This is a genomic window from Rummeliibacillus stabekisii (genome assembly GCF_007988965.1).
Taxonomy (GTDB): domain Bacteria; phylum Bacillota; class Bacilli; order Bacillales_A; family Planococcaceae; genus Rummeliibacillus; species Rummeliibacillus stabekisii.
In genome coordinates, this window is sequence record NZ_BJVD01000010.1 from 60,770 (window position 1) to 81,832 (window position 21,063).

The 21,063-nt window shown below is 38.8% G+C and carries 22 protein-coding genes; 2 read left to right on the forward strand and 20 right to left on the reverse strand.

All coding sequences use genetic code 11. From position 1 onward, the window contains the following. Positions 1-205 precede the first annotated feature (205 nt). From dnaB to RST01_RS13735, 10 genes are all read right to left on the reverse strand, one after another. Positions 206-1,561, reverse strand: coding sequence for a replicative DNA helicase (gene dnaB / locus RST01_RS13690; protein ID WP_066791160.1), 1,356 nt, complete (start codon positions 1,559-1,561; stop codon positions 206-208). A gap of 12 nt (positions 1,562-1,573) precedes the next feature. Continuing rightward, complete coding sequence (rplI, locus tag RST01_RS13695; protein WP_066791164.1) at positions 1,574-2,023, reverse strand: 50S ribosomal protein L9; 450 nt, start codon at positions 2,021-2,023, stop codon at positions 1,574-1,576. Further along, positions 2,020-3,996: a DHH family phosphoesterase gene (locus RST01_RS13700; RefSeq protein ID WP_147197609.1), complete on the reverse strand. Its 1,977-nt coding sequence runs from the start codon at positions 3,994-3,996 to the stop codon at positions 2,020-2,022. Before RST01_RS13700 ends, rplI begins: the two co-directional genes overlap by 4 nt. A gap of 13 nt (positions 3,997-4,009) precedes the next feature. Continuing rightward, on the reverse strand, positions 4,010-4,951 hold the full coding sequence (locus RST01_RS13705; RefSeq protein ID WP_147197611.1) for a YybS family protein: 942 nt from the start codon (positions 4,949-4,951) through the stop codon (positions 4,010-4,012). Positions 4,952-5,242: 291 nt separating this feature from the next. Then, a complete protein-coding gene (gene rpsR / locus RST01_RS13710) occupies positions 5,243-5,479 on the reverse strand; it encodes a 30S ribosomal protein S18 (protein WP_066791170.1) in 237 nt (78 codons plus the stop codon). A gap of 51 nt (positions 5,480-5,530) precedes the next feature. Beyond that, entirely contained in the window at positions 5,531-6,085 is a 555-nt protein-coding gene (ssb, locus tag RST01_RS13715) for a single-stranded DNA-binding protein (protein ID WP_066791172.1), read from the reverse strand. Positions 6,086-6,126: 41 nt separating this feature from the next. Beyond that, positions 6,127-6,417, reverse strand: a complete 291-nt coding sequence (rpsF, locus tag RST01_RS13720) for a 30S ribosomal protein S6 (RefSeq protein WP_147197613.1) — start codon at positions 6,415-6,417, stop codon at positions 6,127-6,129. 208 nt (positions 6,418-6,625) lie between these two features. Further along, positions 6,626-7,726 carry a redox-regulated ATPase YchF gene (gene ychF / locus RST01_RS13725; protein ID WP_147197615.1) on the reverse strand — a complete coding sequence of 367 codons (1,101 nt, stop codon included), beginning with the start codon at positions 7,724-7,726 and terminating at the stop codon, positions 6,626-6,628. 76 nt (positions 7,727-7,802) lie between these two features. Next, positions 7,803-8,018 (reverse strand): DUF951 domain-containing protein, encoded by a 216-nt coding sequence (locus RST01_RS13730; protein WP_066791180.1) that lies wholly within the window; start codon positions 8,016-8,018, stop codon positions 7,803-7,805. Between the two features lie 2 nt (positions 8,019-8,020). Beyond that, on the reverse strand, positions 8,021-8,920 hold the full coding sequence (locus RST01_RS13735) for a mechanosensitive ion channel family protein (protein WP_223823615.1): 900 nt from the start codon (positions 8,918-8,920) through the stop codon (positions 8,021-8,023). A gap of 73 nt (positions 8,921-8,993) precedes the next feature. Between RST01_RS13735 and yyaC the strand changes: the two genes are divergently transcribed. Then, entirely contained in the window at positions 8,994-9,590 is a 597-nt protein-coding gene (gene yyaC, locus RST01_RS13740; RefSeq protein WP_147197617.1) for a spore protease YyaC, read from the forward strand. Here the strand turns inward: yyaC and RST01_RS13745 are convergent. The 10 genes from RST01_RS13745 to rpmH form a co-directional block, all read right to left on the reverse strand. Continuing rightward, a complete protein-coding gene (locus RST01_RS13745) occupies positions 9,549-10,253 on the reverse strand; it encodes a DUF554 domain-containing protein (protein WP_147197619.1) in 705 nt (234 codons plus the stop codon). The two genes, yyaC and RST01_RS13745, sit on opposite strands and share 42 nt — an antisense overlap. A gap of 11 nt (positions 10,254-10,264) precedes the next feature. Next, entirely contained in the window at positions 10,265-11,104 is an 840-nt protein-coding gene (locus RST01_RS13750; protein WP_147197621.1) for a ParB/RepB/Spo0J family partition protein, read from the reverse strand. Then, positions 11,097-11,858 (reverse strand): ParA family protein, encoded by a 762-nt coding sequence (locus tag RST01_RS13755; protein ID WP_147197623.1) that lies wholly within the window; start codon positions 11,856-11,858, stop codon positions 11,097-11,099. Before RST01_RS13755 ends, RST01_RS13750 begins: the two co-directional genes overlap by 8 nt. Positions 11,859-12,131: 273 nt before the next feature. Beyond that, entirely contained in the window at positions 12,132-12,992 is an 861-nt protein-coding gene (gene noc, locus RST01_RS13760) for a nucleoid occlusion protein (RefSeq protein WP_147197625.1), read from the reverse strand. 180 nt (positions 12,993-13,172) lie between these two features. Beyond that, positions 13,173-13,889 (reverse strand): 16S rRNA (guanine(527)-N(7))-methyltransferase RsmG, encoded by a 717-nt coding sequence (rsmG, locus tag RST01_RS13765; RefSeq protein ID WP_066791191.1) that lies wholly within the window; start codon positions 13,887-13,889, stop codon positions 13,173-13,175. A 92-nt stretch (positions 13,890-13,981) separates the two neighbouring features. Continuing rightward, positions 13,982-15,868 (reverse strand): tRNA uridine-5-carboxymethylaminomethyl(34) synthesis enzyme MnmG, encoded by a 1,887-nt coding sequence (gene mnmG / locus RST01_RS13770; RefSeq protein ID WP_147197627.1) that lies wholly within the window; start codon positions 15,866-15,868, stop codon positions 13,982-13,984. A 58-nt stretch (positions 15,869-15,926) separates the two neighbouring features. Next, positions 15,927-17,312: a tRNA uridine-5-carboxymethylaminomethyl(34) synthesis GTPase MnmE gene (gene mnmE, locus RST01_RS13775; RefSeq protein ID WP_066791195.1), complete on the reverse strand. Its 1,386-nt coding sequence runs from the start codon at positions 17,310-17,312 to the stop codon at positions 15,927-15,929. A gap of 212 nt (positions 17,313-17,524) precedes the next feature. Further along, positions 17,525-18,337 (reverse strand): RNA-binding cell elongation regulator Jag/EloR, encoded by an 813-nt coding sequence (jag, locus tag RST01_RS13780; RefSeq protein ID WP_147197629.1) that lies wholly within the window; start codon positions 18,335-18,337, stop codon positions 17,525-17,527. Positions 18,338-18,443: 106 nt separating this feature from the next. Further along, positions 18,444-18,824 (reverse strand): ribonuclease P protein component, encoded by a 381-nt coding sequence (gene rnpA, locus RST01_RS13785; RefSeq protein WP_066791199.1) that lies wholly within the window; start codon positions 18,822-18,824, stop codon positions 18,444-18,446. 84 nt (positions 18,825-18,908) lie between these two features. Then, positions 18,909-19,043 (reverse strand): 50S ribosomal protein L34, encoded by a 135-nt coding sequence (gene rpmH, locus RST01_RS13790; protein ID WP_066791201.1) that lies wholly within the window; start codon positions 19,041-19,043, stop codon positions 18,909-18,911. Positions 19,044-19,608: 565 nt separating this feature from the next. Here rpmH and dnaA point away from each other — a divergent pair. Continuing rightward, positions 19,609-20,952 (forward strand): chromosomal replication initiator protein DnaA, encoded by a 1,344-nt coding sequence (gene dnaA, locus RST01_RS13795; RefSeq protein WP_066791203.1) that lies wholly within the window; start codon positions 19,609-19,611, stop codon positions 20,950-20,952. Positions 20,953-21,063 lie beyond the last annotated feature (111 nt).

Sequence of the window (21,063 nt, forward strand, 5' to 3'; positions counted from 1 at the left end):
ACAAGATGGCTAAAATATACGAACATGTAATAGAAGTCAGACTACAATGTTCGTTTTTTTAATAATAAAGTTATAGACTTTGGGTAATATTACCTCAATAGAGTGTTAGTTCCGTTTTGCATAGAATTCCTTCCTTTTCTTGCTCCAAGATTAACTGCCCATTCTGGCAATAAAAAAAAGAGCATTAAATGTAATGCTCTCACAACTAAAAGCCAGCAGGTACGTCTGCTGTCCAATCTACGCTAACAAATTTATTGTATTCTTTTTTAAATGCCAACTTCACCGTATCTGTCGGGCCATTACGCTGTTTGGCAACAATAATTTCAATTGTATTGGCGTCTTCTGTCTCTTTATCATAATAATCTTCACGGTATAGGAATGCTACGATATCAGCATCCTGCTCAATACTTCCAGACTCCCGCAAATCACTCATCATTGGACGTTTATCTTGTCGCTGTTCAACACCACGAGATAATTGGGATAGCGCAATAACAGGCACTTCCAACTCACGTGCCAATGCTTTTAGTGAACGAGATATTTCTGATACTTCTTGTTGTCTATTTTGACCTGCTCCACCGCTGCCTTGAATCAATTGTAAGTAGTCGATCAAAATCATGCCAAGTCCTTGTTCTTGTTTAAGACGACGACATTTGGCACGTATTTCACTTACACGTACACCAGCTGCATCATCGATATAGATGCCTGCTCTGGATAATGTACCTGTCGCCATCGTAAGCTTTCGCCAGTCTTCTGAATTGAGAGCGCCTGTCCGTAAGACTTGTGCGTCGATATTACCCTCAGCACACAGCATACGCATGACAAGCTGTTCAGCACCCATTTCCAAAGAGAAAATAGCAACATTCTCCTCTGTTAAGGTACCAACAGCTTGTGCCACATTCAGCGCAAAGGCGGTTTTCCCTACTGAAGGACGCGCAGCAACGATGATTAAATCTCCTCGCTGGAATCCTGCTGTTAGACGGTCTAAATCACGGAAACCTGTTGGGATTCCCGTGATATCACCTTGGCGATTTTGAAGTTTCTCCACATTGGCATATGTCTCAACAAGCACGTCTTTGACATGTTTGAAGTCACCGGCATTCTTTCGATTGGCTACTTCCATTACTTTGCTCTCTGCTTCAGCAAGAAGTGCGTCTACTTCATCTTCACGCGTATAGCCATCTTCGACTATTTTTGTTGCCACACGTATTAAACGGCGAAGCAACGCCTTTTCTGAAACGATATGAGCGTAGTAGCTGACATTAGCTGCTGTTGGGACAGCATTCGCAATTTCCGTAATATAAGAAATACCGCCAATATCCTCAAGCTCATTATGCGAAGATAACTCTTCCGTTACCGTAATAACATCAATCGCTTTTCCTTGGTCGCTTAAGCGCAACATTGTTTGGAAAATCATTTGGTGTGCCGTACGATAAAAATCTTCTGGTAACAGTACTTCTGAAGCGGTAATCAAAGCTTGCGGCTCAAGAAAAATAGCGCCAATTACGGATTGTTCAGCTTCTTGATTGTGCGGTGGAATACGGTCCAATTGTGGATCGTTCATACTGTCTCTCCCTTATTCTTGTTCTGCAACATGTACTTTCAATGCAGCAGATACTTCATGATGAAGCTTAACAGGAACTTTCGTTACGCCTAATGTACGAATCGCATCTTTCATTTCCATTTTTCTTTTATCAATTTTGATGCCAAAGTCTTTTTGTAGCTGTTCTACAATTTGTTTAGACGTAATAGAACCAAATAATCGGCCATCTTTTCCTGGTTTAGCTGTTAATTCAACTGTTAAGCCCTCTAATTTTTCCTTTAATGCTTTTGCGTCTTCTAATTCTTGGGCTGCATCAAGGGCAGCACGTTTATTTTGTGCATTCAATTGAGCTAGTGCAGCTGGAGTTGCTTCAACAGCACTTTTTTGCTTCAAAAGTACGTTACGTGCATAACCATCTGACACTTCTTTTGTTTCACCTTTTTTTCCTTGCCCTTTTACATCTTTTAAAAAGATCACTTTCATGATTCTTTTCCCCCTTCTATTACTTTATCTATAGCTACTTTTAGTCGTTCAATTGCTTCATCAATCGTATCTGCTTCTAATTGGCATGCTGCGTTCGTCAGATGTCCGCCTCCACCGAGTTCTTCCATTACTAGCTGAACATTCATTTCACCTAACGAGCGGGCGCTAATGCCAATTCTGCCATCACTACGATGTGCAATAACGAATGAGGCTGAAATATCTTTCATCGTCAACAAAATATCCGCTGTCTGCGCAATTAATACAGAGTTATAGATTTGATCATCATCACCACGAGCAATCGCCAATCCTTCATGGTAAAACTCTGCTGTCTGCACGATTTTGGAGCGTTCAATATAGGTTGTAATATCTTCTTTTAATAATCGTTGGACGAGTACCGTATCTGCCCCATTTGTACGCAAGTACGAAGCTGCCTCAAAAGTTCTAGCACCTGTACGCAATGTAAAGCTCTTGGTATCGACTATAATGCCAGCTAATAAGGCTGTCGCCTCCAACATAGATATTTTATCATCTTTCGGCTGATATTCTAGTAATTCGGTCACTAGCTCTGCAGTAGAAGATGCATATGGCTCCATGTAGACTAGCATCGGGCTTTTAACAAATTCTTCGCCCCGACGGTGATGGTCAATCACAACGACTTTATCTGTTTTATTTAATAGCTTTGCCTCTATCGTCATGCTTGGCTTATGTGTATCCACTATAATAAGCAGAGACTTCTCTGTCATTTTATCAATCGCAAGCTCTGGTGTAATAAAACGGTTATATAAGTCTGATTTCTCTTTTACCAACTGCATAAGACGATTAATGCTATTGTCTATATTGTCAAAATCAACGACAACATATCCTTTAACCCCGTTCATATCAGCCATCTTTCTCACACCGATAGCCGCGCCAATCGCATCCATATCGGGCATCTTGTGACCCATAACGAAAATTTGGTCACTGCCTTGGATTAAATCACGCAAAGCATGTGAAATAACCCTTGCACGGACTCTCGTGCGTTTTTCAACGGGATTCGTCTTACCGCCATAGAATCTTACTTTACCATTCGCTTCTTTAATTGCTACCTGGTCGCCACCGCGACCTAAAACTAGGTCTAAACTGGACTGCGCTAACTCTCCTAATTCTATAAGTGATGTCGAGCTTGCCCCTACTCCAATACTTAACGTTAACGACAAATTTTGCTGAGCTGTAATTTCTCGTATATCATCAAGAATTGAAAAACGTTTTTTCTCTAGTTCTTGCAAAATGGACTCATTCAATATAGCTATAAAACGGTCCGCAGCAATTCTTTTCAGGAAAATGCCGTTCGCATTGCTCCAGTTATTAACTAGCGAAGTCACAAGAGAATTTGTCTGGCTACGCGTTTGGTCATCCATCCCTTGTGTAATTTCGTCATAGTTATCAACAAACAGGATGGCGATCACTGTTCGATCTTCATTATATAACTCTTCGATTTCTACTTGTTCCGTAATATCAAAGAAGTAAATTAGTTTTTCCTCTGATCTATAGTAAGCCCTGTATTTGCGTTCATTTAGCGTTAAATTTAATTCGTTAGAGTCCTCATGCTTGATTAATGTATAAAAATCATCTGATAAGGAAAACAAATCTTCTCCAATCAATGACTCTTTATTTAAAATTTCGTGCATATACGGGTTGCACCATTCTATCTCATACTCATCCCCAACCAGTACAATCCCGATTGGCATCTCAAGCAACGCCTCTTCGCCCACTTTTTTCAAGCGGTATGAAAGCATCTCAATATGCTTTTCCGTTTCCTTATAGGTATCCATTTCAGCCTTCCAAGCAAGGATAAATACAAGGATAAGGATTAAACCATAAAGGATGCCGATCAATGCATTCCACATTAAGCAAATAACTATACTTGCTAAGCCAAGCAGCGACAGCATTAAAAGAGGATAACGTATTGGTCTTTTTCTAAAAAGAGAACCCATAAATCCCAACTCCTTATTTTCTTGTCATGTCACTTATTAGCTCGCGCAGTTGAAAGCCTAAATCAGCAATTCCTATCAAAGTGACAAATGAACTTAACGGAAAAGCCAATATTGTAGCGACAACTGCTGTCCACTTCGGCCAACCTTTTTGATTTATGATGAAATGGATAAAGGATATTCCTTGAATCAAAAACAAAATGGTTAGAAGAAAGGATAGATTCAGTATTATGACATAAAGAAATGTTCCTTCTGCTGGCTTGATAAACAATGTTATTGCTAAGACAGCAAGATAATACCACAACATAGCTCGAGGTAAACGCAAGTCTTTGAACGGCTTAAATTTGGGTGCATTTAAGCCCAATCTACGCAATAAAGGTAACTGAACCGAAATCATTAACCAAGCAAATGCAAATACGCACAAGATGATTAGTGTAGGCATGCTTATCTGTATTGTATTAATCATCGTTTCGATCTGTTCACTGGAAAGCGGTGCTTGTCCGGTCATTGCCTTAGTCAATTCATTTGACTTTTCATAGCTTTTTCTTGCAGTTTCAATCATTTGTTTTATAAAATCCATATGAAAAAAGCGTACAGCAATCACATATTCAACGGAAATTACAACTAACGATGCTAAAGAAGTTGATAAAAATAAGAATCCTTTGCTCTTCTGTTTGCGTATGCCATATCCCACTATAAAAGCAACAATGCCAAATAAAATAGCCTGAGGAAGCGCTAAGAGGCCGCCAATTAAAAGGGACAGAATAATACTGATTGCAATAGCAGCTAACGAAAATTTACTTTCGTACTTTGCTGCATACCATGCTAAAGGCAGTGGCACGAACCAAACTGTTACAATATTGATGAGAGGCACGTAGGTTGAAATAGCTAATAATATTGTAAATAACGCAATCATCATTGCGCCCTGTGTCAATCTTCTTGTCTTGTTTTCCGGCATTTATAACCTTCCTTTTCTTATAGACAATCTACTATTTCATCTTACTATTGTACCATGTTTCGTGGTTGCAAACAAAAGCTCAAGGGGTATCTAGCTCTCCACCAAACTTGATTGAAACAGCAATCATTACTCTTATAAAAAATGTAAGAATCCTCTTGTTCCCCAGCCGGATAAATAACCCAAAGTTTTTTTAGCGGCTTGCTAGCACTACTTAGATGGCTTAAACAAATAAAGAAATTAAGCTTTATATCGATAAAAAAAGACTAGCATAAGCTAGTCTTTTAACATTTATTATTTATCTTCTGCAGTGAATGGTAGTAAAGCCATTACACGAGCAACTTTGATTGCTGATGTAAGTTTACGTTGATATTTAGCGCTTGTACCAGTCACACGGCGTGGAAGAATTTTTCCGCGCTCAGAGATGAATTTTTTTAGCAAATCAACATCTTTATAATCGATGTGTTTGATGTTATTAGAAGTGAAATAGCAAACTTTACGGCGTTTGCGGCCTCCTCTACGTGGTGCCATTGTGTAGTCCCTCCTCATAATCATTTTGTATTAACGTGTGGTAATCTCCTGCTAGAATGGAAGGTCGTCTTCTGTTACGTCGACTTTCCCTCCGCCATTGTTATTCATTGGCGCAAATGGATCTTCATCTACACGTGTATAGTTTTGCTGATTAGGTGAGTGATTCTGTTGATATGATGGCTGTTGATAATTCCCTTCTTGAGAAGCACTGCCATATTGGCTGCCACCACCGTAAGACGGTTGGCCGCCATACGATTGGCTTGGTGCCGGACGATCTCCAGTTGCACTTCGTGGTTCTAAGAATTGGACACTATCTGCCACCACTTCTGTTGTGTATACACGCTTGCCGTCTTGACCTTCAAAACTGCCTGTTTGGATGCGGCCTTCAATCCCTGCAAGGCTTCCTTTATGCAAGAAGTTTGCAGTATTTTCAGCTTGTTTGCGCCAAACAACACAGTTGATGAAGTCGGCTTGCTTTTCACCTTGTTGATTAGAAAATGTTCTATTCACAGCTAATGTAAAACGAGCAACTGCTACACCATTTGGTGTGTAGCGAAGTTCCGGATCTTTTGTTAGCCTTCCGACTAATACGACGCGGTTAATCATCAGAATTCAACCCCCTTCTCTGCTTTTTTATTTATAATTAATTATTTTTCTTCTTCGCGAACTGCGATATGGCGAATGATATCTTCGCTGATGTTAGCTAAACGAGTGTATTCGTCGATCGCTTTTGTATCAGCGTTAGCTTTTACGATTTGATAGTAACCTTCACGGAAGTCTTCGATTTCATAAGCAAGACGGCGTTTGCCCCACTCTTTAGATTCGATGATTTCTGCTCCGTTAGAAGTTAGGATTTCGTCGAAACGTTCAACTAAAGCCTTTTTAGCTTCTTCTTCGATGTTTGGACGGATAATGTACATTAATTCATATGCTCTCATTTATAAGCACCTCCTTATGGACTTTGGCCAAATGAATGTCACTTGGCAAGGAGTTAGTAATATTTACTACTCACATCAATATATTGTACCACAAGAGATTGCTTTGGACAACTATTGAATTGAATTATTGTATATTTCATGTCTCCATAGATTAAGTAAATAAAAAACCATGTGATGCCTAATATCATCACATGGTTCTAATTATCAACTATACATTAAAGCGGAATAGCATAATGTCGCCATCTTGTACAACATACTCTTTTCCTTCAAGACGGACACGGCCAGCTTCTTTTGCTGCACTCATAGAACCGTATTGCATTAAATCATCGTAAGAAACAGTTTCAGCACGGATAAATCCACGCTCGAAGTCTGAGTGGATGACGCCCGCACATTGAGGAGCTTTCATACCTTTGCGGAAAGTCCAAGCTCTTACTTCTTGGACACCTGCTGTAAAGTAAGTGGCTAGGCCTAGCAAGCTATAAGAAGCTTTGATTAACTGATCTAGACCAGATTCTTCAATGCCTAGTTCTTCTAAAAACATAGCTTTTTCTTCATCGTCCAATACAGCAATTTCTTCTTCAATTTTAGCACAAACGACGATTACCTCTGCACCTTCTTTTGCAGCATAATCACGTACTGTTTGTACGTATTGATTGTTGCTTACATCCGCTACTTCATCTTCTGAAACGTTAGCTACGTAAAGCATTGGTTTTAGCGTTAGTAGATTTAAACTTTTGATAATTTTTAATTCTTCATCTGATAAATCAACTGAACGTGCAGGTTTTTCGTTTGCGAAAGCTTCTTTAACTTTTTCTAAAACCGGCGCTTCCACCATTGCTTCTTTATCTTTTTGACGAGCTAATTTTTCTACTTTTGCATATCGTTTATCAACCGATTCTAAGTCAGCAAGAATAAGCTCTAGATTAATTACTTCAATATCGCTGATAGGATCTACCTTTCCAGCAACATGTGTAATATTTTCATCTTCGAAACAGCGAACTACTTGCGTAATTGCATCCACTTCACGGATATGTGCCAAGAATTTATTTCCTAGGCCTTCACCTTTGCTGGCACCTTTTACAATACCTGCTATATCAGTGAATTCAAATGCTGTGGGTACTGTTTTCTTTGGTTGGACTAATTTCGTTAATTCATCAAGACGCGCATCTGGCACTTCTACAATCCCTACGTTCGGGTCAATCGTTGCGAATGGATAGTTTGCTGCAAGTGCTCCTGCTTTTGTAATCGCATTAAATAAAGTGGATTTTCCTACGTTTGGCAATCCTACAATCCCTGCTGTTAAAGCCATTTTCCCACTACCTTTCCCTATACGTTCAAAAATTCATATTCAACCTGTCTATTATAGATATTCATTTATCAAATGTCTAATTTTCATAGGCTTCTGTTGGATTCGCCTGAACTAATACCTTTTTCATCTTTTTCTCAAATTCACGCCGTGGAATCATGACGCTGTGCTGACAGCCTTCACACTTCACGCGAATATCTGCGCCCATTCGGATAATCTTCCATCTATTTGTCCCGCAAGGATGCTGTTTTTTCATTTCTACTATATCATTCATCTCGTATAGCTTTTTTTCCACTCTTACTCACCTTCCTCCGTTCTATTCATATTCCTTTCATAAACCATCATTTTAGGGAAAGGAATTTCTATATGATACGTATCAAATATTTCTTTAATATCTCTTCGAATCATTCGGGATACAGCAAAATGCTGCATTGGTAACGTTTCTACTGTAATTCGCAAAGTCACTTCACCACCTGCTACATTTTGGACCCCTAGCAGTGTGGGCTCAGTCACAATTTCTTCGTGATTGGAAGGCAGTTTGCTCAAGTATTCTTCTATTAAACTTTCCGCCTTGGCTATATCATTATTATAAGCAATGCTGACATCAATTACAGCCACTGAATTATTGATAGAATAATTCACAACCTCTGAAATAGTCCCATTCGGTATAATATTGATTTCGCCAGCGCCACCCTTAATCTTTGTTGTCCTCAACCCAATTTCTATGACGGTACCTTCAACAGCTGAAATTTTGATATAGTCGCCAACGCCGAATTGGTCCTCAAATATAATGAAGAATCCGGTGATAACATCCTTTACCAAACTCTGTGCGCCAAACCCTACTGCTAAACCGACGATCCCAGCACCTGCCAGCAAACCAGCTACTTTAATATGCATAACTGAGAGAATAGCTATAATAGCTGAAAAGTATACAGCATATGAGATGATGCTTTGTAATAGCCGTAAAATGGTTCTATATCTTCGTTCTGCTGTAGGATTTAAAGCAATAGGACCATTTATACGTAGGTTGAAAAACTTAGTTATGGCTATTTTAGCAATTCGCACAAGTATCATGGATAAGATAGCGATTGTAACAATTCTAATTGTGCCCCATCCTATGTTTTCCCAAAATTCCTCATTATGCAAAAGCTTGGTTAACTCTTCTGTGGGGTTACTAAAAAACTTTTGTAAACTCAATTATATGTCTCCTTTAGTATAAAAAGTTTCGAATATACGTATACTGCTGAAAAAAGAGAAAGTGAGATTACCTATGACACTCCCTATATCTAATTCGGCATTCTCATACGCATTGCATTATGAAGACTCTGGCGCCACTTGGCGGTTAAGTTCATTTCTATTAGAGCATATACCATTCCATCATGAAAATCTCGTATTTTGCTGTATCGGATCTGATCGTTCTACAGGAGATGCATTAGGCCCTTTAACCGGCAGTATCCTGTCAAACTTTGTATCATTTCCTTACAAAATCATTGGTTCATTAGAAGAACCGCTTCACGCACTGAATTTATCTCAAACAGTAGATTCATTTGAAAATCACAAAGTACCACCTTTTGTAGTAGCAATTGATGCATGCCTTGGTGATCAAAAGCGAATCGGCGAAATTCTTTTCCAACCTGGACCTTTGCTTCCTGGAAAGGCTGTAAAAAAAGAATTGCCACCAATAGGAGACGTCTCAATTAAGGGAATCGTCAACTTTGGCGGCTTCATGGAACACACTATATTGCAAACAACAAGACTCAATATCACCTATGAAATGAGCAACCGAATTGCCCGTGCCTTGTATCTTGCATGGCATCGCCATTCATTAAAAAAAGTGCATCAGCGTCACTATGAGAGCCACAATTAAAATAGCCGGAAGCATATTGGCAATGCGAATTTTAGCAAGTCCCATCATGCTTAATCCAATGGCTATAATCATAGCTCCCCCAGTAGCTGTGAGCTGTTGAACAAATGTATCTAAAACGTCAGGGGGTACAAAGCGGCTAATTTGGCCAGCAAATACGGCGATGACTCCTTCGTATATAAAGACTGACACGGCACCCAAAATCACACCGATACCTAACGTGGATGCTAGGAATATCGCAGTAAATCCGTCAATAATTCCCTTTGTTACTAGAACAGAATGATCGTTTCTTAATCCACTGTCGAGCGCCCCTAAGATAGACATAGAGCCTATCGCGAAGATTAATGTACTTGTTATAAATGCTTGGGCGATATCTCCATTATCGCCTTTTTTGCTGATTTTGCTTTCGATCCATCTTCCGAATCGATTTAACTGCAAGTCCAGGTCAATCCACTCGCCCAATAACGTGCCAATAACAAGACTAACAATAACAATAATAAAGTTGTTACTTTTAATTCCCATTTGAATGCCCATCAGTATTACCGATAGCCCTATTACTTGCATGACAGCTTCTTTCATTTTATCAGGGATGCCTTGCAGGAACCTACCAATGATTGTTCCTACAATGATTAATAGCGCATCCACTAATGTACCTAATAATACCAATGAACATCCTCTCAATCCTCTAGTAATTCTAATATGCGTTCTAAATCATCTTCTGAGAAGAACTCAATTTCAATTTTACCTTTATTTTTTGTTTTTTTGATTAAAACATTCGTGCCAAAATAATCCCGTAGCTGCGATTCTTTTTCTTCTAAGAATATATCTTTCTTTCCTTTGTTCTTTGTTTCACGTGAAACATCCTCATTAAGAGATTGAACAAGTTCTTCCACTTGGCGGACATTAAGATGTTGCTTTATGACCTTTTCTGCCACAAGAGGTATTTGCTTTTTATTTTTCAATCCTAATAACGTTCTTCCATGTCCCATTGTTAAGGCACCATCATTGATATATTGCTGAATATCTTTTGGTAGTGACAACAATCGTATATGATTGGCAATATGAGGACGGCTTTTTCCCAATCGTTGAGACAACTGATCTTGTGTCAGCTTTAGAGCCTCCAATAAACTTTGGTACGCTTCTGCTTCTTCAATTGGCGATAAATCTTCTCGTTGAAGATTCTCTAAAATGGCCAACTCCATCATTTGCGCATCATCTAATTCACGGATAACAGCCGGCACCTCTATCAGTCCCGCTAATTGTGCTGCACGGAAGCGTCGTTCGCCTACAACAATTTCGTATTTAACTCTTTTCTTCCTTACTATAATCGGCTGTAGAATACCATGTTCCTTTATTGATTGAGCTAGCTCCTCTAATGCGGATTGATTAAATATCTTACGAGGCTGAAAAGGATTTGCTTTGATATCTTTGATAGCGATTTGCGTTACTTGATCTCTTTCAGATAAATCTTGTTCTTGAAAAAGCGCGCCCAAACCTTTGCCTAATCCTTTAGCCATTCTTAATCACCTCTCTCGCCAACTCCATATAAACTTCCGCTCCACGTGATTTGCGATCATATATAATGATAGGTTCACCATGGCTCGGAGCTTCACTTAAACGTACATTCCTTGGCACGATTGTTTTGTATACTTTGTCTTGAAAATACTTTTTTACTTCTTCAATTACTTGAAGTCCCAAATTCGTACGGGCATCTAGCATTGTCAGCAAAACACCATCAATGACAAGCTTGTTATTCAAATGCTTTTGGACTAAACGTATAGTAGACAACAATTGGCTTAAGCCTTCTAGTGCATAGTATTCACATTGCACTGGGATTAAGATTGCATCTGCTGCTGTAAGTGAGTTAATTGTTAATAAACCTAAAGAAGGTGGACAATCTATAATAATAAAATCATATTCTTTTTTCAGTTGATCAATGGCATGCTTTAAACGCACTTCTCTAGAGATTGTAGAAACCAACTCAATTTCTGCCCCAGCAAGCGCTATCGTAGCTGGTACAACATAGAGATTTTCCATTTTTGTTTGGGTAATAGCTTCATGTATAGGCTCATCATCAATAAGTACGTCGTAAATGCACTTTTCTACTTCCCCTTTATTGACTCCTACACCACTTGTTGCATTTCCTTGCGGATCCATATCGATTAATAATACCTTTTTTCCTAATTCAGCAAGGCACGCGCTTAAATTTACAGATGTTGTTGTTTTGCCAACGCCGCCTTTTTGATTTGCAATTGCTATTGTTCTTCCCATGGTGCACCTGCTTTCAATAACATTATTGAGTGTAACAAACATACCTTTTTCTACATTCTATCAAAAAAATACGTGTTCGGCTCCAATTTAAAAGAGTAAAATGCAAAAATTTAAAAGGCTCAGTTAATCATTATCTGGATTTTTCATAGCAAAATTTTAAGGGAATATGCTGTTTGACTTGGCTGCAATCTATTGTTTGAGTTCACTATGTAAAAGAACGCTTAAATAATCAAAAACCCTTATTCTATTGCTAGAGTAAGAGTTTTAGATGGGCTATTGCTTCTTTTTTGGTATCTTTACAGTAATTTGATAAAATTCGTCGTGTTCTTCTTCTTCCGTTTCCACGGAAATCCCCGTTTTATTTACCATTGTTAAAGATTGTCGAATTGTATTAAGGGCGATTCGGATATCTTTGCTAATCGCTTTACGTTTTGGTTTAGGTTTTTTTACCTTTTCAACCGGATTGGCAATTTCAACAATTCTTTGTTCCAGCTGCCTCACGTTATATCCTTTTTCAATTATTTCTTCCAATAATTGAAGCTGCAATTCTTCATCTTTAATGGGCACCAGTGCTCTTGCATGCCTTTCGGAAATGTCTCGTTTTAAAATGGCCTCTTGAATCGAATGAGGCAGCTTTAATAGGCGCAGTTTATTGGCAATCGTTGATTGACCTTTACCTAATCTTTGAGCAAGCGCTTCCTGCGTCAGCTCATGAAGCTCCAAAAGTCTTTGGTAAGCCTGAGCTTCTTCAATAGAAGTCAGTTCTTCTCGCTGCAAGTTTTCAATTAAAGCAACCGAAGCAGTTTCCTTGTCATTCATATCGCGAATAATAGCAGGCACTTCTAACCAGTTTAATGATTTCATCGCGCGGTAGCGTCGTTCGCCGGCGATAATCTCATATTTATCTTCTTCGTATTTACGAACAACTATTGGCTGAATTACCCCATGCGTATGAATTGTCCGGGCTAATTCCTCAATCTTGGCATCATCAAAAATTGTGCGGGGTTGATATCGATTGGGGCTAATCTTATCAATGGGGATATTGGAAACTGTCTCTTTATCCCTACCCTCGGTTTTTGAGGTATTTTCTACTTTCTCACCACTTCCAAAAAAACGTGAAAAAGCACTTTTCATCCCTTGGCACCACCTTTTAGCAATATTTCCTTCTTTAATCCATTATGGATGAAGAATAGAGGCGACTATCTATCTATATATATTTTCTAACATTATACAAAAAGTAAGTATGTCCAATTATATTATAGTGTCTTTTAATCAAAAACGATAGATTCCTTTTTCGTTTCATGTGAAACATTTCTAGTGAATTGGAGATTTATTAGGCATACCGGCCTTACGTGGATATTTTTTTGGTGTGCTTTTTATCTTTTTGAATACATATATTGTACGTTCGCTATTTTCTATTGGGAGTGAAAATTTATATTGATCCATCAGTTTAGTGCCAAGTACTTGAATTGCCTTTTTAGCATCCGTTAATTCTTCCTCACCACTGGCAGCTTTCATCGCAACAAAGATGCCATCATTCTTTACAAGTGGTGCGCACAACTCTGACAATACAGATAGCCGTGCGACTGCGCGTGCAGTTACTAGATCAAACTTTTCACGGTATTGCGCCATTTGTCCAAAGTCTTCAGCACGAGAATGAACAAATTGCATATTTTCTAGTTCTAATACATCGCTTAAGTGATGTAAAAATTGAATCCTTTTATTTAATGAATCAACAATCGTCACCTTTAAATGTGGGAAGCAAATTTTAATCGGAATACTCGGAAACCCAGCGCCAGCTCCTACATCGCAGAGTGATTCGATATCGTTAAAGTTTATATAAAAAGCAGCACTAATCGAGTCATAAAAATGCTTTAAATAAACAGAAGGTTGATCAGTGATCGCAGTTAAATTCATTTTTTCGTTCCATTCGACTAATGTTTCAAAATATAAATGGAATTGCTGTACTTGCTTCTCTGATAACTCTATTCCTTGCTCTTTTAATGATTGCATAAACTGTTCTTCGTTCATGTTATTCCCCTTTCATAGTGCTGCGAAGGCTCTCATCTAATTAATAGTAGACATGCACTGCCAAGTAGGCATGCATGTCTAGGATTTATTATCTATACTTTTGCTATCTTACCATGTTCTATATACACTAGTAAAATTGATATATCGGCAGGATTTACTCCTGAAATACGTGAAGCTTGGGCAACTGAAAGCGGACGGACTTCTTTAAGTTTTTCTTTTGCTTCTGTTGCAATCCCTGAAATGGCATCATAATCGATGTTCTCAGGAATCTTTTTGCCTTCCATTTTCTTCAGCTTTTCGACTTGTTGAAGAGCTTTCTCAATATATCCTTCATATTTTACTTGAATTTCAACTTGTTCCTTTACTTCTTCATTCAGTTCCACTTCAGATGGTGCGAAGGCTGAAACGAATGCATAATTTGCTTCTGGACGTTTTAATAAATCTGTTCCTCGGATGCCATCTTTTAATGGACTGCTGCCTATTTCTGCAAGAGCAGCTTGTGTTTGCTCATTTGGTTTTATAATGATATCGTGCAATCTTGCAATCTCATTCTCCACTTGTTCTTTTTTAACTAAGAAGCGTTCATAGCGTTCTTGTGAGATAAGACCTGCTTGATAAGCACGTTCTGATAAACGAATGTCAGCATTATCATGGCGAAGCAGCAATCTATATTCCGCGCGTGATGTAAGAAGACGATAAGGTTCATTTGTCCCTTTTGTCACTAAGTCATCTATAAGTACGCCAATATAAGCATCTGCGCGACCTAGAATCATTTCTTCCTTATCAAGAGCTTTTGCAGCTGCATTAATGCCAGCCATTAAACCTTGACCTGCTGCTTCCTCATATCCAGATGTACCGTTAATTTGGCCAGCAGTGTACAGATTTTGGATGCGCTTTGTTTCAAGCGTTGGCCATAATTGTGTTGGTACAATCGCATCATATTCAATCGCATAACCAGCGCGCATCATTTCTGCTTTTTCAAGCCCTGGTATGGTTTCAAGCATTTTGCGTTGGATATGTTCAGGTAAGCTTGTTGATAGTCCTTGTACATAGACTTCTTGTGTATTGCGTCCTTCTGGCTCCAAGAATAATTGGTGGCGTGGTTTGTCATTGAAGCGTACAATCTTCGTTTCAATTGACGGACAATAACGTGGGCCTGTCCCTGTAATCACGCCAGTAAACATTGGTGATTGTTCTAAATTATCATTAATGATTTGATGCGTTTCTGGACTTGTATAGGTTAACCAGCATGGAATTTGATCTGTGATGAATTCTGTCGTTTCATAGCTGAATGCACGTGGTTCAGGATCTCCAGGTTGGATTTCCGTTTTACTGTAATCAATGGTCTTGCTGTTCACACGCGGTGGCGTACCTGTTTTAAATCGTACCATTTCAAAACCGATTTCTCGCAAGTTATCCGCAAGTTTGATAGATGGTTGTTGGTTGTTCGGTCCGCTTGAGTATTTTAAGTCGCCAATGATAATTTCACCGCGCAAGAAAGTTCCTGTTGTAATAATGACAGTCGAAGCGCGATAAATTCCACCTACTTGTGTAATAACACCCTTTACTTCATCATCTTCAATAATCAGTTCATCAACCATAGCTTGGTGAATTGTCAGATTTTCTTGTTCCTCTAATAGCTTTTTCATTTCTTGTTGGTATAAGACTTTGTCTGCTTGTGCACGTAATGCACGAACAGCAGGACCTTTACCGGTATTGAGCATACGCATTTGAATATGCGTTTTATCAATTACTTTGCCCATTGCTCCGCCCATTGCGTCGATTTCACGGACAACAATACCTTTTGCCGGTCCTCCTACTGATGGGTTGCATGGCATAAAGGCTATCATATCTAAGTTGATCGTTAACACTAATGTTTTAGCGCCCATGCGAGCGGAAGCGTATGCTGCTTCAACACCTGCATGACCAGCGCCTATGACGATAACATCGAACGTGCCTGCTTCATAATTTGTTGGCATGCTCGTTACTTCCTTTCTATAGTAAGAATTAGTTTGATGCTTTCTCTTTGCTAGGGAGTTATTTTCCTAAGCAGAATTGAGAGAAAAGCTGATTAATAAGGCTATCTTGCACCGTATCCCCGACAATTTCGCCGAGAATCTCCCATGCACGTGTTACATCTATTTGAATCATATCGACAGGCACGCCTGCTTCCGCTGCAGTAATCGCATCTTGAATACGATCAAGTGCTTGATGCAACAATGCAATATGGCGAGCATTCGATACATACGTTAAGTCATTTGCTTCAACAGAACCTTCGAAGAATAGTGCTGCAATTGCTTCCTCTAGTTCTGCTACACCCTCTTCTTGCAACAATGAAGTCGTCACAACTCTTCTTTCTCCTGCAAGTTGTTTTACTTCATCTATATCTATTTTTTGAGTCAAATCTGTTTTATTGACTACAACAATATAATCCATGTTTTGAATAGTATCAAATAAACGTCTATCTTCTTCGGTCAATTCCTCATGGTAGTTGACAACGAGCAATATAAGATCTGCCTCTTTTAAAACTTGTCTCGATCTTTCTACTCCGATACGTTCGACAATATCTTCTGTTTCACGTATCCCCGCTGTATCTACCAAGCGTAATGGAACGCCGCGTACATTGACGTATTCTTCTATAATATCACGTGTTGTTCCTGCAACATCAGTGACAATAGCTTTATTTTCTTGTACTAAACTATTTAAGAGAGAAGATTTTCCCACATTTGGACGCCCTAATATAACGGTCGATAAACCCTCACGCAAAATTTTGCCTTGTGACGAAGTTTGAAGAAGTTTCTCGACTTCGCTCTTTACCCATGTGGCCTTTTCTAACATTAGTGGAATGGTCATTTCTTCTACATCATCGTATTCGGGATAATCAATATTTACTTCTACCTGTGCTAATACCTCAATCAATGCTTGTCTTAATTGGTTAATTAATCGTGACAATTTACCATCCATTTGATTTAGCGCTACGTTCATCGCTCTGTCTGTTTTAGCACGAATTAAATCCATCACAGCTTCTGCTTGCGATAAATCGATACGGCCATTTAAAAATGCCCGTTTTGTAAACTCGCCTGGCTCTGCCATTCTTGCACCATTACGTAGGACAAGCTGCAGTACTCGATTGACAGAGACTAATCCGCCATGGCAATTAATTTCTACTACATCTTCACGTGTAAAGGTTTTTGGCCCTCTCATGAGCGAGACCATAACTTCTTCTACTACCTCACCCGTTTCTACCTCTTTTAAATGCCCATAATGAATGGTATGGGATTTTTTTGAGGATAATTTTTTACCACTTGGCAAACTGAAAATCCGGTCTGCAATTTCTACCGCTTGGTCACCGCTTAATCGAACAATGGCGATCGCTCCTTCTCCCATCGGAGTCGAAATCGCTGCAATAGTATCAAATTCCATTAGTGAACAAACCTCCTATATATAATAAAACTTTAATCTGTGGATTGTGTTTTCCACAGCGTATTAGTTGAACAGTTCAATATTTAGCTCAATAAAAATTATCCACATGTGGATAATTTTATTTTTCTATTCTAGCACTTAATCTTACCATAAAAGTGCAAAAAAATAAGTCCTTCTCGTCTGGGGAGAAGGACTCTTTCACAATCCTTAAGTTAAGCTCGTATAGGTTCAATGACTAAATGCCTCTTGGTGTCTTCGCCTTTTGAGTAGGTTTCAACGTCTAAACGGTCTGCCAAAATATGGTGTATAATTTTACGCTCATTTGAAGGCATTGGCTCTAGTTCTACCTTTTTGCCTGTATAGACTGCTTTATCGGCCATTTTGTTCGCCAATACTTCTAATGATTGCTTTCTTTTTTCACGGTAATTCCCTACATCCAGTTTCACCATAATGAAGCGTTTGACATACTGGTGGGCAACTAATTGTGCCAATTCCTGTAGAGCATTTAATGTGTTACCTCTTTTACCAATAAGCAATGCAGCTGAGTTGGTTGATAGATTAAATTGTATCACTTTACCTTGTTGTACTGTCTCTATATGGAGATCAGAGATGGAAAGCTGCTTGGAAATATCGGATAGATATTCCTCTACTTTAGAAATAGCTAGTTCATAATCATTGCGTTCAAACGGAACTTCAGCATTTTCGCTGGTTGTTTGTATTTCGAGATTTTCTTCAATAGTACTTAAACTACTGCCAATCTGCGGTTCTGCCACTTCAGATTGACCATTCTCAACCGGCTCTGCTTTTTCTTGAAGCGGTTCTGCAGCCTCTTGTACAGCAAAGGGTTTTTGTGCTTGCTTTTCTGTGACTCGGATCTGCGCCTTTTTAGAACCAAAACCTAAAAAACCTTTTTTTGCTTCTTGGAGAATTTCAACATCTACTTGTTTACGGGTAAGGTTAAGCTCATGCAAGGCAAGCAAAAGTGCTTCCTCTACAGTTGCGCCTGTTTGCGTAACCTGTTTCATATCTGGGCTCCTCCTCTTCGCAGGCTTTGTTTGATGTGCTAAAAGCTCATTAGCATGGCTCTTCGCCATGTGGCCATTAGCAGAAATCCCTGCAAAATTGAATGATTTACTTTATTCTACCATGCGGTTTCTTTTGGTCTCTACTGCTTCTCTTCATTACCTTTGCAATTTTTAATACATGCATTAGGCTTTTCTTTGTTTCGTGAAAATCTAAATCGGCCGCCGGGTTCCTGGCGATAATGACGTAGTCCATATGCTGCTGCAATTCACCATCTAGTTCTAAAAAACTTTGGCGGACATAACGTTTAATTTGGTTTCTTGTGACTGCCTTTGCTACTTTTTTATTAATGGATAAACCAATCCTAAACTCAGTTTGCTTCTCCTTTTCAAGGAAGTAAACGACAAACTGCCGATTGGCGAATGACTTTCCTTTTTTGAATACCTTTTGAAAGTCTTCATTCTTTTTAATTCTGCGGCGTTTTTTCATTTTTCACCTGCTTATTCCTCTTTTTCTTCTCCTCCGTATAATAAAAGAAAAAAAGACCACTGAGTTTATTCAGTGGACTCATGGTTATGCTGATAATACTTTTCTTCCTTTACGGCGACGAGCAGCGATCACTTTACGACCGTTTTTAGTAGCCATACGTGCGCGGAAGCCATGTACTTTACTATGCTTACGTTTTTTTGGTTGGTATGTGCGTTTCATTATATGACACCTCCTGATGAAAGTCTATTAATTCAATACTACAGACAGTCTTGCATATTATAGCTATTAGCAGCCAACTTTGTCAACTGTCTTCTGTAAATACTTAATCTCAACTGTTTTATTTCTCTGCTTAAAATTATCCACAGATCTATCCCTCTTCTCTCAAATAAACCTGTGAACATATTTTTTTCGCTAAATTTTATCCACAACACTTGCTGACAACTTTTGCACAAGTTCAAACCGTGTGGATAAAGTGATTTGCATAATTATGCATTGTGTGGATAACATCTCAGAAACACTTGTCAGACAACATTTTTCTTGCTACAATTGTTGTGCTTCATTCTGTCGATAAATTTATAGCTTCAGATTTTATCCACAAATGTTAATAACCTGTGGATAATGATATCCACGCTATCAGGACAGTGTTTATCCACAGGATGTGTTTACTGTGATTAATATATCATTAATCTACTTAATTCGTTATTATTTTTAATTCATAGACAAACTACTATCTTGAAAAAATGAAAAAAATCATAGACCAGTATTTTAGAAAAGGAGAAGCGCCTTGGAACATATTGAAGAATTATGGGACAAAGTACTCTCTGAAGCGAAACAAAAAATATCCAAACCAAGCTTTGAAACTTGGTTGAAGTCAACGAAACTATTGGCTTATAACGGTGATACTGTGACAATCTCAGCGCCCAATTCATTCGGCCGCGAGTGGCTTGAAAATCACTACGTACACCTAATAGCGGCTATTTTAGCTGAACTGACAGGGAAAGATTTGCATATTCGCTTTGTTGTTCAGCAAGATTCGAACTCAGAGAACTTTGATATCCCGACACCTCCCATTTCAGGGAATTCAAAAGAGCAATCCGAAACACCTTCTGGAATGCTGAATTTAAAAAACACATTTGATACATTTGTAATTGGTTCGGGCAACCGCTTTGCACACGCTGCATCCTTGGCCGTAGCAGAAGCGCCGGCCAAAGCTTATAATCCATTATTTATCTATGGAGGAGTGGGTCTAGGAAAAACTCACCTGATGCATGCGATTGGCCATTATGTATTAGAGCATAATCCAAAAGCGAAAGTTGTATACTTGTCATCTGAAAAATTTACAAATGAATTTATTAATTCAATTCGTGATAACCGAGCAGAGGAATTTCGCAATAAATACCGGAGCGTTGATGTCCTATTGATTGACGATATTCAATTTTTGGCTGGAAAAGAATCAACACAAGAGGAATTTTTCCATACATTCAACACGTTACATGAAGAATTTAAACAAATTGTTATTTCCAGCGACCGTCCGCCTAAAGAAATTCCAACGCTGGAAGACCGCTTACGTTCACGCTTTGAGTGGGGTTTAATTACTGATATTGCTCCTCCAGATCTTGAAACGCGGATCGCTATATTACGTAAAAAGGCTAAAGCAGATAATCTTGATATACCAAACGAAGTGATGCTTTATATTGCTAACCAAATAGATTCCAACATACGCGAGCTAGAGGGCGCGCTTATTCGTGTTGTCGCTTATTCCTCACTCGTTAATGAGGACATCACTGCAGAATTGGCTGCACAAGCATTAAAAAATATCATACCGAATGCCTCTCCACGCACCTTGACTATTCTCGACATTCAAAAAGCTGTTGGTGAGCATTTTCACATTAAACTCGAAGATTTTTCTGCAAAAAAGCGAACAAAGTCGATTGCATTTCCAAGACAAGTCGCTATGTACTTATCGCGTGAAATGACAGATTGTTCACTTCCTAAGATTGGCGATGAGTTTGGCGGCCGAGACCATACGACCGTTATCCATGCGCATGAAAAAATCTCTACTCTTTTGAAAAGTGATCAGGGTTTACAGCAAGATATTAAACAAATAAAAAGTATGCTAGGCAAGTAATCTATTTGTGGATAACACGAAATGTTAACAACAAACTTATACACAGTCTATCTACATGTGGATAGACTGATTTTATTTGGCTAGAGAGGGCTTATCCACAAATCCACAGGC